Consider the following 13568-nt stretch of genomic DNA (forward strand, 5'->3'; position numbering starts at 1 on the left):
GCAGGGATCTATAGCGCCGGTGTGCTTCACGGTTTGTTCCTCTTTTGGGGGAACAGACCTCCTCTGCTTCCGTGAATGTTCATGGCGGAGAGGAGTCCGCCCCTTCACCCCGGGGGTCGTCCCGGTAGCTGTACAAAGCGGACGGTTCCTGCCCCTCCCCCACGCCCACGACTCACGAACACGACTCACGCCCACGACTCACGAACACGAGTCACGCCCACGACTCACGAACACGACTCACGAACACGACTCACGCCCACGACTCACGAACACGACTCACGAACACGAGCCACGCCCACGACTCACGAACACGCCCATCCCCGCTCGCCCTTGATGGGTACCCCACCGCTCCCGCGATGTCGCGCGGAGCCAAGGGTGTTCTCCAAAAGTCGGGAAACTCCACGTCTTTTTCTCTTGACAAAGCCGGGTCGATGGCATACATTGTGCCAATTATCACATATGGGGAACCCCCGGTTCTGCCGCTTGGAGGAATGGAGGCCAGCGATTCTTACGATGCGGGAAGGGCCTGGGGGTGCAGGCAGAGACGAAGAGGCTGCCCTTCCTAAGGGGTCTTGGAGGAAACCGACAATTCTTGAAGGAGGAAAGGATCAATGTCTCTGAAGGGTCTGGATCCAAGAAAAATGGCGGATTGGGAGATTGCGGAAGCAGTCGAAAAAGACATGAAGCCGGTCTTTCAGCTTGCCGATGAGATGGGGCTCGAGAAAGAGGAACTGATCCCCATGGGACACACCCTGGGCAAGATCGATTTCATGAGGGTCCTTGAGCGGCTGAAAGACCGACCCAACGGCAAGTACATCGAGGTTACGGCGATCACCCCCACCCCTCTGGGTGAAGGGAAGACCACGACCACGATGGGCCTGATACCGGGGCTTGCCCTGAGGGGGAAGAACGTGACGGGCGCCATCCGGCAACCATCGGGCGGCCCTACTTTCAACATCAAGGGAAGTGCCGCGGGCGGCGGATTGTCCCAGTGCATCCCCCTGACGGCTTTTTCTCTCGGCCTCACCGGGGATATCGACAACGTGACCAATGCCCACAACCTCGCCATGGTGGCGGTCACCTCCCGCCTCCAGCATGAGTTCAACTACGATGACCAAACCCTAGCCAAGAAGGGGTTGAAAAGGCTCAATATCGATCCCCGGAACGTGGAAATGAAATGGGTCATGGATTTTTGTGCCCAGGCCCTGAGGGACATCATTATCGGCCTGGGGGGGAAGATGGACGGCTTTATGATGCAGTCGGGGTTTGCCATCTCGGTCAGTTCTGAAATCATGGCGATTCTTTCGGTTTTCAGCGATCTGAAAGATCTTAGGGAGAGGATCGGCCGGGTCGTGGTTGCCTATGACAAGCAGGGCAGACCCATCACGACCACGGATCTCGAGGTGGCCGGTGCCATGACCGCCTGGATGGTGAAGGCCATGAACCCCAACCTGCTTCAATCCCTGGAAGGGCAGCCCGTGCTGGTCCATGCCGGGCCCTTTGCAAATATTGCCGTGGGCCAGTCTTCCATCGTGGCGGACGAGGTCTGCCTGAAGCTTTCCGACTACCATGTGACAGAGAGCGGTTTTGGAGCCGACATCGGCTTTGAGAAGTTTTGGAACATAAAATGCCGGTTCAGCCGTTTGATCCCTCAGTGTTCTGTCATTGTCTCTACCATCAGGGCTCTGAAAATGCACGGCGGCGGCCCCAGGGTTGCGCCCGGTCAGCCTCTGGATTCCGCCTATACCACTGAGAACCTTGAGCTGCTTGAAAAGGGAATTCCCAACGTCCTCGCCCATATCGAGACGGTCAAGAAATCCGGCATCAGCCCGGTTGTCTGTATCAACAGCTTCCACACCGACACCAAGGACGAGATCGCTCTCCTGAGAAAGCATTGTGAGGCCGCAGGTGCAAGAGTCGCGGTCTCGGAGCACTGGCTGAAGGGAGGGGAAGGGGCTCTGGAACTGGCTGACGCTGTGATCGATGCATGCGAGGACGAGAGTCATTTCAGGTTCCTGTATCCGGATGAGATGCCCCTCCGGCAGCGGATCGAGACCATCGCCAAGGAGGTTTACGGAGCCGCTGCGGTGAGCTACACACCGGTGGCCGAGGAAAAAGCCAAACGGATGGAGAACGATCCCGAGTTGAGCAAGCTGGCGACATGTATGGTAAAGACCCACCTGAGCCTGACCCATGATCCCACAATCAAGGGGGCGCCCAAGGGCTGGACCCTGCCGATCCGGGACATTCTCACCTATCGAGGAGCCGGTTTCGTGGTACCGGTGGCCGGTGACATCCGGCTGATGCCGGGTACCGCTTCTGATCCGGCCTTCCGGAAGATAGATGTGGATGTCAATACGGGGAAGGTGAAGGGGCTCTTCTAGGTGGGCCTCGCGGTGTGAAATCGTTTGCTATCACTCATCGGACCGATTCGGATAGGAGAGTGCCACGGGAGAGATGGAAGCCAAGGAAATCCACGGGGTTTCCCTTGAAAAGTGCCGAATGGAATCGATATAATATGGTGTCCTATCTGTCCCCTCCTCGATTCCACCCCAGGGGGACTGCAGGTCTTCCAGCCTGAAAAGGGTGTATGCCGTCTGCTCGGCTTCCGAGTTCCGGCATCCGACTGAGGAGGCATGAGGACTGGAGGGCTGTCAAGGATGGTGACGGGTCGGTCTCCATGCTCCTTGATGGCCGAAAGGGAGAAAGGGCACCGTGTCTTTTACAGTCGCTGTTTCGGGAAAGGGGGGTACGGGGAAGACGACCATTGCGGGATTCCTGATCCAATACCTCCTCGACAGGGGGAAGAAACCGGTTTTGGCCGTTGATGCCGATGCGAACACCAATCTCAACGAGGTTCTGGGAGTCGAGGTCAAGGCGACGATCGGTGAAGCCAGGGACCTGATGAAAAAGGATGTCCCTGTGGGGATGACCAAGGACATCTGGTTCGAGTACAAGATTCAGGAGGCTCTGGTGGAGAAAAACGGTTTTGATCTGATCGCCATGGGCCGGCCGGAAGGCCCGGGTTGCTACTGTGCTGCCAATACCCTGGCCCGGAAATGCATCGACATCCTTGCTGGCAACTACCCCTACGTGGTGATAGACAACGAAGCAGGGATGGAACATTTTAGTCGCATGACTACCCGCAATGTGGATCTCCTTCTGATCGTATCGGATCCGAGCGCCCGTGGGGTTCTTACCGGGGCGCGGATTCGAGATCTGATCAGGGAACTCAACCTGGAGGTAGGGCGGGCGTTTCTCCTGTTGAATCGTGTGGAGAACGGTCCTCAACCGGAAATCGTGTCTCAAGCCGACAAGCTCTCTCTGCCCGTTGCCGGTGTGATACCCGCTGACCCGGTGGTCTACCAGTACGATCTGGAGGGCAGGCCGACATCCACGCTTCCCAGGGATTCAGTAGCCCTACGCGCCTCGTGGGAGATTTTCGACAAGCTGATTCCGTAGAATGGGTCTCCGGACGGTTTCTGCAGGGGACGGTCTTAGGGCCGGCTCCTGGTGGGGCGCCGGGAGGCGCCAGCGTTTTTTTCAAGTCCCTGCCCGGCTGACCTGGGCAAGGGGAGTCGAAGAAGGGGGAGTTAGGTATGTCAGCCAAGATCATCAGCGGGACGGAAGTTGCCCGGCAGATCCGGGAAGAGCTGAAAGCGGAGGTGGAGAATCTCAAGAAGGCCCATGCCGTGGAACCCGGCCTCGTCACCATACTGGTGGGGGAGAACCCCGCCTCGGTGAGCTATGTGACGGCCAAGCAGAGAACGGCCCATGAGCTCGGTTTCTATTCGGTCCAAGACAATCAACCCGAGGGAATATCAGAAGAGGATCTGTTGAAGCTGATAGACCGATACAACAGGGATCCCAAGATTCACGGTATTCTGGTCCAGCTCCCTCTGCCCAAGCACATAGACGAGAACAGGGTCCTCTATGCCATCGATCCGAAAAAGGATGTTGATGGCTTCCATCCCGTGAATGTGGGCAAGCTCATGATCGGGGAGCCCGACTATCTCCCGTGTACACCGGCCGGCATCCAGCAGCTCTTGATTCGATCAGGGGCCGAGATCGAGGGAGCGGAAGTCGTTGTGGTGGGAAGGAGCAATATCGTGGGCAAGCCCATTGCCAACATCCTCCTCCAGAAGGCCAAGGGGGCGAACGCCACGGTGACCGTCTGCCACACCAGGACGAGGGATATAGCCTTTCATACGCGGAGGGCCGACATCCTGATTGTGGCAGCGGGCAAACCCAAGGCCGTCACGGCAGACATGGTGAAATCCGGAGCGGTGGTGATTGATGTGGGAGTCAACCGCATCGGGAAGACCCCCGAGGGGAAGGCGAAGCTCTGTGGTGACGTTGACTTCGACGGAGTCAAGGAGAAGGCCGCCATGATAACCCCCGTGCCCGGGGGGGTAGGCCCCATGACAATCACCATGTTGATGATGAACACCGTCAAGGCGGCCAAGCTCGCCGCTGGAGTTGCATGATACTTTGCCCAGGGGACCACGGGCCACGAAAGGAGAGGCTATGAAAGAGAAGGTCGAGGAGAGGGTCTCTTTTGACGGGAAGAAGGTAAAGATTCTCGGCGGTATCTATGAAGAGGGCAAGCCGGAATCTCCCTTCCAGTGGAGGAAGAAGCTCAGGTCGAGGGAGGAGATGCTTGCCTACCTGAAGACCGGCGAGAGGTACTGGTTCAGCGATGAGTGGTACGGCAGTGAAAAGAGGAAGACACCGGCGTGACGGGTTGATGACCCAGGGAGGTGAGGACTGTGGCTTTTGAAATACCGAAGATAAACTACACGGGCAAAATCAAGAGTATCAAGGTGGGCAGACCGGACAGAGCGGTCGAAGTCGGAGACGAGACCTCCTACCCCTTTCATCTGTTCGAGGGCGAGATGCCCAATCCCCCTCGGATCGCCATGGAGGTCTACGATGCACCTCCCGAAGAGTGGGCAGAGGAGGCCTTGAAACCCTTTGAGGGCGTGACGGACGATCCCGTGGCTTGGGCGAAGAGGAACGTGGAGCAGTACAAGGCCGACCTTGTCTATCTCGAGCTGATCAGCACCGATCCGAACGGCCTGAATCGTTCCTCCGATGAGGCGGCGGAGACGGCCAGGAGGGTGGCGGATGCCATCGATGTCCCCCTCATTGTCTGGGGGGTGGACAACGATGAGAAGGACGCAGAGGTCCTCAGAAGGGTGGCCGAAGTCTGCGAGGGGAGGAACGTGATCATCGGTCCGGTGGTTGAGGGCAACTACAAGCAAATCGGTGCCGGCGCCATTGCCTACAAGCATACGGTCGTCGCGTCCACACCCATCGACATAAATCTCGCCAAACAGCTAAACATTCTTCTGGGGAACCTCGGCGTGCCGGATGAGCAGATCCTGGTCGATCCAACCACCGGGGGGTTGGGCTACGGGATCGAATACACCTATTCGGTGATGGAACGGATGAGGATGGCAGCCCTGACCCAGCAGGACGAGCGGCTTCAGTTTCCCATGATCTGCAACATGGCCAGGGAGGTTTGGAAGACCAAGGAAGCGAAGCTCAGCGAACAAGAGGCCCCGGCCATGGGCGATCCTGGAAAGAGGGGGATACTCATGGAGGCGGTGACGGCCGTTATCCTTCTCCTTGCCGGTGCCGACATTCTGGTCATGAGACACCCGGATGCTGTAAGGCTGACCAGGGAGATGGTGAACGACCTTATGGCAGCGGGTTGAGGGTTCTGAGAGATAACAACTAGCTGGAGGAACATGATGGCAGAGACAGAGGCAAAGAGTGCGGATCAGGCCAGTGTGGAGATGATCGAGAAGGCAGCCGCCGAAGGGGTGGAGACGGTCTTTGACCGGGCTCTCAAGATGAAGCCCTGCCCCATAGGGGCCGAGGGGAGCTGCTGCAAGAACTGCGGCATGGGGCCGTGCCGGGTCCAGGCACCGAGGAAAGAAGGCGCCGTAAGACCCACGGGGGTCTGCGGTGCGACCGCGGAGACGATTTCCGCCAGAAACTTCGCGCGGATGGTCGCAGGGGGCGCCGCGGCCCACGGAGACCACGCCCGGGGGGTAGCGGAGCTCTTTCTTGCTACGGCCAAGGGAGAGGTTTCGGATTTCGAGATCAAGGACGAGCAGAAGCTCTACCAGCTCGCCATGGACTTCGGCGTGGAGATCGGGAACCGGGATCTGAAGGACATCGCCATCGATGTGGGTGAGATCGCCATGGCTGAGTTCGGCCGGCAGGAGGGGGAGATTCTCTTTGCCAAGAGGGCTCCCTTGAAACGGCAGGAACTCTGGCGCGAGACGGGAACCATGCCGAGGGGGATCGACCGGGAGGTGGTTGAAATCATGCACCGGACCCACATCGGGGTGGATCAGGATTACAAGAGCATCCTCAAGGCCGCGGCCCGGTGTTCCCTTTCCGATGGCTGGGGTGGATCGATGATCTCCACCGAGCTCCAGGACATCATGTTTGGAGATCCCGTTCCCGTGGCCGGTCAGATCAATCTGGGCGTGCTGAAGGAGGATCACGTCAACATCATCGTCCACGGCCACGAGCCGTTGCTCCCGGAGATGCTGGTCGTTGCCGCCCAGGATCCTGAGATGCGGAAGTACGCCGAGTCCAAGGGGGCCAAGGGGATCAATCTCGCAGGGATGTGCTGTAGTGCCAACGAGATCCTCATGCGTCACGGGATTCCGGTGGCCGGCAACTTTCTCCAGCAGGAGCTCGCCATTATCACCGGTGCCGTGGAGGCGATGACCGTGGACGTACAGTGCGAGATGCAGTCCCTGGTAAATGTGGCCCGGTGCTACCATACCAAGCTTATTACCACCGACCCCCGGGCCCATATCGAAGGGGCCATGCATATCGAGTTCGAGGAGCACGAGGCCCTGAACATCGCAAAGAGGATTCTCCGCGAGGCGATCGACAATTTTCCGAACCGGAGGGCTCAGGTTCAGATCCCGTCGCAGAGCATCGACACCGTGGTGGGATTCAGCCATGAAACGATCAACTATCTGCTGGGAGGATTGTATCGGGCTTCCTACCGGCCCCTGAACGACAACATCATCAACGGCCGGATCCGGGGGATAGCAGGGGTCGTGGGCTGCAACAATGCAAGGACCCTCCACGACGATGCACATCTAAAGATGATCCTCGAGCTGATCGGGAACGATGTGATCGTTCTGACCACGGGGTGCAGCGCCATGGCCGCGGGCAAGTACGGTCTTCTGACGCCCGAAGCGGCCCACAAGTATGCCGGCGAGGGATTGGCCTCGGTCTGCGAGGCGGTGGGGATCCCTCCGGTCCTCCACATGGGGTCCTGCGTGGACAACAGCCGGATCCTCATGGCAGCCACGGCTGTGGTCAAGGACGGCGGCCTCGGGGATGATATCAGCGACCTTCCGGCCGCCGGAGCGGCCCCGGAGTGGATGAGCGAGAAGGCCATCTCGATCGGGCAGTATTTTGTGGCCTCCGGCGTATACACGGTTTTCGGTGTAACATGGCCCACCCTGGGAAGCGATGAGGTCACCCGCGAGCTCTTTGAGGGATTCGACGAGATCTTCAAGGGGCGATGGGATTTCGAGCAAGATCCAGTCAAAGCGGCCGGCAAGATGATCGAGCACATCGACAAGAAACGGAAAGCCCTGGGCATCGACAAGAAGAGAGAGCGTGTTCTCTATGACATGGCCAAACGCCGTGAACTGGAGGCTGCCTAATCGGAGCCCGATAGTCTAGAAGGAGGAACCAAGGTGTCGAAGATAATTTGTTCTGCTGCCATTCGGGGAGCTCACAAGATCGTGGACCGGGCCGAGGCCGAGTGGAAAGAGGCCATGGATCGATGGGGAGCGAACGAGCCGGTTGGTTTTCCCAACACGGCTTACTATCTGCCGGTGATATATGCCATCCTGGGTATTGCGGTAGAGAAGCTCGGTGACATGGAGGAAGTCCTGAAGCGGTGTCGAATTCTGCTGCCGCCCCTGGTCAAGGAGACCTCCCCCCTTCCCTATCTGGCCCCGGCTCTCGATGCAGGAATGGCGACTTTTTTTGCCGAGGAGATCATCGAGGCTATCCGGTACCTCAAGGAGCCCGATTTCTATACCAAGCAGGAGGATCCGACAGACGATAATCTCTGGCTGGGAGCGGCCGACGACGTGATTCTGCGGAAAAGGGGCATCGAGTTCGTGGATGGAACAGCCCCGGGGTTTGCGGCGATTGTGGGTGCGGCTCCTGATCCGGAGACGGCCAAGAAAATCGCCACCGAACTCCAGGAAAAGAACCTCTACGTCTTCATGTGTGCAGAACACGAGGGGAAGCGGTTCAGCGAACAACTCGTGGAGGCGGGGGTCCAGGTGGGCTGGCCTACGCGGTTGGTCTCGTACGGACCGGACATCACGGCCGCCGTGTTCGCCATGGGTTTTGCCAGCCGGGTGGCCATGTCCTTCGGAGGGGTAAAACCCGGTCAGTTCCGGCGGAACCTGATCTACAACAAGGACCGGACATTCGCCTTTGTCATGCCCATGGGTTTTGTCAACGATGAATGGTACGCAAATGCGGCGGGCGCCATCAACTGGGGGTTTCCTACCATTGCGGACACGCCGATCCCGGAGGTTCTGCCTACCGGTGTGTGTACTTACGAACACGTGGTTTCCAACGTCCCCCACGACCAGATCGTGCAGAAGGCCGTGGAGGTGAGGGGCCTCAAGGTGACGGTCGCGGAAGTGCCGGTTCCTGTCTCATACGGTCCCGCCTTTGAGGGGGAGAGGGTTAGGGGGGACGATATCTACCTGGAGATGGGCGGTGGCAGGACTCATGCGGTGGAATGGATAACCACAGGCGAGATGGACGAGGTGGAGGACGGGCGGGTTGAGCTTTTCGGGCCGGACATAACCGATGTGGACCCTCCGGGCCGCCTTCCCATTGCCATAGTGGGCGAAGTGGCTGGGAGGAACTTCGAGGAGGATTTCGAACCCATCCTGGAACGGCAGATACACCATCTGATCAACTACGCCCAGGGTGTCATGCATATCGGCCAGCGGGATATCGCCTGGATTCGGATAAGCAAGCAGGCCGTGGAAAAGGGTTTCAGGCTCGAGCATCTGGGAAAGATCCTTTATGCGAAACTCCACCAGGATTTCGGAGCCACCTTCGATAAGATTCAGGTGAAGATCTATACCGAGGAGGAAAAGGTGGCCGAGATCCTGGAGCAGGCACGGGCCGTATATGCCAAAAGGGATGCACGGATCGAGGGGATGACCGACGAGACGACCGAGATCTTTTACTCGTGCACCCTCTGCCAGTCCTTTGCTCCAAACCACGTCTGCATAATCAGCCCTGAGCGGACCGGGTTGTGTGGGGCCTACAACTGGATGGACTGCAAGGCCTCATACGAGATCAACCCCACGGGCCCCAACCAGCCGGTGGAGAAGGGGGAGCCCGTGGATGAGTGGCTCGGCCAGTGGAAGGGTTGTAACGAGTTCCTCAAGAAGGCCTCCAGGGGGACCTTTGATCATTACAACTTCTACAGCATCGTCAACGATCCCATGACCACCTGCGGGTGTTGCGAGTGTATTGCCGCCATCCTTCCCATGTGCAACGGAATCATGACGGTGAACCGGGACTATCTGGGGATGACCCCCTGCGGTATGAAGTTCACCACTCTGGCCGGTGCCGTGGGCGGCGGTGTGATCACCCCGGGATTTGTCGGCCATGGAAAGTACAACATTACCCAGAGGAAGTTTCTCCGCGCCGAAGGAGGGATAAAGCGACTCGTATGGATGCCCAAGATGCTGAAAGAGGAGATCAAGGAGAGGTTCGACAAACGGGCCGAAGAGCTCGGTATTCCTGATCTGATGGACAGAATCGCAGACGAGACGATCGGCGTGACGGAAGAGGAGATTCTTCCCTTTCTCCAGGAAAAGGAACACCCCGCCCTGACCATGGAATCGATCCTCTGATTTTCCCCGATCCCTGGGGTTCGGGTTTTCCCCGGGGGCAGGGGATTCTTGTGCATGCGGAGCAGGATCCTCATTCTTTGGAGAGGAAAGGAGAGAAAAAATGGGACTCACCGGAATCCAGATTTTCAAACTACTCCCCAAGACCAATTGCGGGGAGTGCGGGGTTCCCACGTGTTTGGCCTTTGCCATGGCACTGGCTGCGGGGAAAGCGGAACTGTCTTCCTGCCCCTACGTGTCTGACGAGGCAAAGGCTCAGCTCGCCGAAGCCTCGGCACCGCCGATCAGGCCACTCACCATAGGAGCCGGGGAGAACGCGTTGAAGATCGGAGGAGAAACGGTTCTCTTCCGTCATGAAAAGACCTTTGTGAATCCCACCGGCATGGCCGTGCTGATCCGTGACACCATGGATGATGCCGAGGTCGGGGGGAGATTGAAGGCTTTCAACGAGGCGAGGTTCGAGCGTGTGGGGCTCATCCTCAGGCCTGAACTGGTGGCCGTGAAGGAGGAGTCCGGTGACGAGAAGAGATTTGTGGGACTGATCGAACGGGTGATGAAAGAGACCGATGCCGGCCTGGTTCTCATGAGTGAGAAGACAGAGCTTCTCGCTGCCGGGGTCAGGGCCTGTGCCGAGAGGGTGCCTCTCATCTACGCTGCTACCAACGGGAATTCCGAGGCCCTGGCCGATCTCGCCAAGGAGCACAATTGCCCACTGGCCGCAAAGGCGAAGGATTTGGAGGAGCTCTCCCGGTTGACTACCCGGCTCGATCAGGCCGGTGTCAAGGACATCGTTCTCGACCCCGGGTCGAGGACGATGCGAAGGGCTTTTGAGGATGAGATCTTCATTCGCCGGGCGGCGCTGCAGAAGAAGTTTCGGCCCCTGGGCTACCCGACCATTACCTTCCCCTGTGAGATGACCGATGACCCGATGAAGGAGTGTCTTATCGCTGCCACCTTCATAGCCAAGTACGGGGGAATAGTCGTCTTGTCCGACTTTCAGGGGCACAGCCTCTTCCCCCTCCTGGTGGAGAGGATGAACATCTATACCGATCCGCAGCGGCCCATGATGATGACAGAGGGGATTTACGAAATCGGCAATCCCGACGAGAACTCACCGGTGCTGATCACCACGAACTTCGCGCTCACCTACTTTGTCGTGTCGGGCGAGATCGAGGCAAGCCGTGTTCCGAGCTATCTCCTGGTGATGGACACAGAGGGTCTCTCGGTCTTGACGGCCTGGGCGGCAGGGAAGTTTGTGGGTGACGCCATGGGCATGTTCATCAAGAAATGCGGGATCGGAGAAAAGATCAAGCGGAAGCGGATCATCATACCGGGGCTGGTTGCGGCGGTGAGTGGAGATCTTGAGGAGGAACTCGGTTCGGAATGGGAGGTTGCCATCGGACCCCGAGAGGCCGCTCACATCGCTGCTTTCCTCAAAATGGGGTAGGGGATAGAGGTTCCCCATCGATGAGGGACAGGGCGGAAGAGAGACTGCTCTCCTGCGGCGAGAGCCGTCCTCCGGCCGGGTTGCAAGAGATCTCTCCCTCATCGTGGCATCGAATCGACTCTTCGGTTTCCGAAAAACCAAGGCAAGGAGGGAAGGATGCTACTCATCGGTGAAAACATTAACGTCATGGTCAAACGGATCGGAACGGCCATGAAGGAGCGCGACGCCAAGACTATTCAGGAATTGGCCGTTTCCGAGGCCGAGGCGGGCATGGACTACCTGGACGTCAACCTCGGGCCTGCCCGGAAGGGAGGGGCCGAACTGATGGAATGGATGGTCAAGACCATCCAGGAGGTCGTGGATCTTCCCCTCTACCTGGATACCACGAACGTGGAGGCGATCGAGGCCGGATTGAAGGCTTACAAGAACAAAAAGGGAAAGGCTGTCATCAACTCCATCATGGCCCGGCCCGAAAGGATGGAAGCGGAGCTGCCTCTGGCCAAGAAATACGATGCGGGTTTCGTGGCCCTTCTCTGGGGACCGGAGGGGATGCCCAGAGACGATGCGGAAAGGGGGGTCCTCGCCACAGAACTGATGAACAAGGCTGCCGAGTACGGCATACCCAACGAGGATGTCTGGATCGACCCCATCGTAACCCCGGTCAGCAGCCAGCAGGACCAGGTCAAGAGCATGGTGGCCTTTATGGCCATGTTCAGGGACCTCCAGGAGATGGCCCCCGGCCTGAAGTCCACCTGTGGGCTTTCGAACGTTTCCAACGGGGCGCCCAAGGAGCTGCGGCCCATCCTCAACCAGACCTATCTCGTGATTCTTGAGAAATACGGCTTGGCTTCGGCGATCGTCGATGCCTTTGACGATGATCTTAAGGCCTTTGCGCGGGGGGAGAGACAGGAGATCAGTCGATTGATTCAAGACGTCGTGGACGGCCGGGAGCCGGACCTCGGTTCTCTGACCAAGGAGCAGGCCGACTACGTTAAGACAGCCAAGATTCTTCTCGGGCATTCCCTCTACTCTGACTCATGGCTTGAAATCTGATCGGAGAGCCGGCATTTGGGGTGAACGGTTCATTGGAGAACCCCTCTCCTTGCGGAAATGGATCGGGTCTTCGGGCGAACGGGGGACTGGGTGTGACCAGTGGGAAGGTTCTCATTGTTGGCGGCGGCATTGCAGGGGTGACGGCTGCTCTCGAGTTGGCCCAACTCGGGATCGCCTCGACCATTGTCGAAAGGGAGGCGCATCTGGGAGGCCAGGCGGGCAGTCTGGCCTGCAAGGCAGCGGATCAGTGCAACCGTTGTTTTGCCTGTGTGGTGGAGACACAGATGGAGGAAGTCAGGCGGGAGCCTCAGGTCAGTGTGATCCTCGAAGGCTCCCTGGGGCGGGTCACCGGCGAACCCGGCCGTTTCGAAGCGGAGATTCAAACAAGGGACGGGCAAACCCGGCTCGAGGTATCGGCTCTCCTTATAGCAACGGGGGCCGATCTTTTTGATGCGAGGCGGAAGCGGGAATATGGATACGGGATCTTCCAGAATGTCATCACCGCCCGCGACCTGGACGGGATGCTCCGGTCCGAGGGAAGGGTCTACCGTCCTTCGGACGGGGCCGTCCCTTCCAAGATTGCCTTTTTCCAGTGCGTCGGGAGCAGGGACGAGGCTATCGGACATCTCTGGTGTTCGAAGGTCTGCTGTGCTTATGCCCTCCGTTTCATAAGGGCCATAAGGCACCACAGCCCCGGCACCAAGACGACTTTCTTCTATACCGACATCCAGCCTCTGGGGAGATCCTTCGAATCCCTTGTTGAGTCCTGCCGGCTGGACGAGGGGATACGACTCGTCCGGAGCCTTCCGTCTAAGGTTTACGGGCACAGGACATCCACGGATCTCGGTGTGAGATTCATCGAGCCCACCAGTGGGGAGATCGTCCAGGAGGCATTCGACCTGGTGGTACTCTCCATAGGGATGGCCCCCCGGCATGATGCAGAGGAGCTTGCATCTGCTCTCCATATCCTGAAAAACCAGGAGGGATTCTACCGCTCACCTCCTCATCAGTCAGGGGTCTTTGTCTCAGGGGCCTGTAAGGGGCCGACAGACATCGCGGGTTCCATGATGGACGCGAGGGCGACGGCCCTGAAGATCGATGAGTATTTGGGAGGACTTTGATCC

General features: G+C 58.6%; 10 protein-coding genes. All 10 read left to right on the forward strand.

The features are described from left to right. The first annotated feature begins 611 nt into the window (after window positions 1-611). The 10 genes from JRJ26_11870 (at window position 612) to JRJ26_11915 (ending at window position 13565) form a co-directional block, all read left to right on the forward strand. Window positions 612-2384, forward strand: coding sequence for a formate--tetrahydrofolate ligase (locus JRJ26_11870; protein ID MBW2058181.1), 1773 nt, complete (start codon window positions 612-614; stop codon window positions 2382-2384). A gap of 331 nt (window positions 2385-2715) precedes the next feature. Continuing rightward, window positions 2716-3462, forward strand: coding sequence for an AAA family ATPase (locus JRJ26_11875; GenBank protein MBW2058182.1), 747 nt, complete (start codon window positions 2716-2718; stop codon window positions 3460-3462). A 137-nt stretch (window positions 3463-3599) separates the two neighbouring features. After that, window positions 3600-4487, forward strand: coding sequence for a bifunctional methylenetetrahydrofolate dehydrogenase/methenyltetrahydrofolate cyclohydrolase FolD (gene folD / locus JRJ26_11880; GenBank protein MBW2058183.1), 888 nt, complete (start codon window positions 3600-3602; stop codon window positions 4485-4487). 40 nt (window positions 4488-4527) lie between these two features. Continuing rightward, window positions 4528-4740 carry a hypothetical protein gene (locus tag JRJ26_11885; protein ID MBW2058184.1) on the forward strand — a complete coding sequence of 71 codons (213 nt, stop codon included), beginning with the start codon at window positions 4528-4530 and terminating at the stop codon, window positions 4738-4740. A gap of 29 nt (window positions 4741-4769) precedes the next feature. Beyond that, a complete protein-coding gene (locus tag JRJ26_11890; protein ID MBW2058185.1) occupies window positions 4770-5720 on the forward strand; it encodes an acetyl-CoA decarbonylase/synthase complex subunit delta in 951 nt (316 codons plus the stop codon). A gap of 36 nt (window positions 5721-5756) precedes the next feature. Continuing rightward, window positions 5757-7709 (forward strand): anaerobic carbon-monoxide dehydrogenase catalytic subunit, encoded by a 1953-nt coding sequence (gene cooS / locus JRJ26_11895; protein MBW2058186.1) that lies wholly within the window; start codon window positions 5757-5759, stop codon window positions 7707-7709. 33 nt (window positions 7710-7742) lie between these two features. Next, window positions 7743-9947, forward strand: coding sequence for a CO dehydrogenase/CO-methylating acetyl-CoA synthase complex subunit beta (gene cdhC / locus JRJ26_11900; protein MBW2058187.1), 2205 nt, complete (start codon window positions 7743-7745; stop codon window positions 9945-9947). Between the two features lie 100 nt (window positions 9948-10047). Next, window positions 10048-11391 (forward strand): acetyl-CoA decarbonylase/synthase complex subunit gamma, encoded by a 1344-nt coding sequence (locus tag JRJ26_11905; GenBank protein ID MBW2058188.1) that lies wholly within the window; start codon window positions 10048-10050, stop codon window positions 11389-11391. 156 nt (window positions 11392-11547) lie between these two features. After that, a complete protein-coding gene (locus JRJ26_11910) occupies window positions 11548-12444 on the forward strand; it encodes a dihydropteroate synthase (protein ID MBW2058189.1) in 897 nt (298 codons plus the stop codon). A gap of 92 nt (window positions 12445-12536) precedes the next feature. After that, window positions 12537-13565, forward strand: coding sequence for a CoB--CoM heterodisulfide reductase iron-sulfur subunit A family protein (locus JRJ26_11915; GenBank protein ID MBW2058190.1), 1029 nt, complete (start codon window positions 12537-12539; stop codon window positions 13563-13565). Window positions 13566-13568: the final 3 nt, after the last annotated feature.

The organism is Deltaproteobacteria bacterium (genome assembly GCA_019308905.1).
In the GTDB taxonomy this organism is placed as follows: Bacteria; Desulfobacterota; BSN033; order WVXP01; family WVXP01; genus JAFDHF01.

What these genes read in the sequence shown, in the direction of transcription:
- JRJ26_11870 (MBW2058181.1), top strand. Translation starts at nt 612, where the DNA reads ATGTCTCTGAAGGGTCTGGATCCAAGAAAAATGGCGGATTGGGAGATT.
- folD (MBW2058183.1), top strand. Translation starts at nt 3,600, where the DNA reads ATGTCAGCCAAGATCATCAGCGGGACGGAAGTTGCCCGGCAGATCCGG.
- JRJ26_11885 (MBW2058184.1), top strand. Translation starts at nt 4,528, where the DNA reads ATGAAAGAGAAGGTCGAGGAGAGGGTCTCTTTTGACGGGAAGAAGGTA.
- cooS (MBW2058186.1), top strand. Translation starts at nt 5,757, where the DNA reads ATGGCAGAGACAGAGGCAAAGAGTGCGGATCAGGCCAGTGTGGAGATG.
- JRJ26_11905 (MBW2058188.1), top strand. Translation starts at nt 10,048, where the DNA reads ATGGGACTCACCGGAATCCAGATTTTCAAACTACTCCCCAAGACCAAT.
- JRJ26_11910 (MBW2058189.1), top strand. Translation starts at nt 11,548, where the DNA reads ATGCTACTCATCGGTGAAAACATTAACGTCATGGTCAAACGGATCGGA.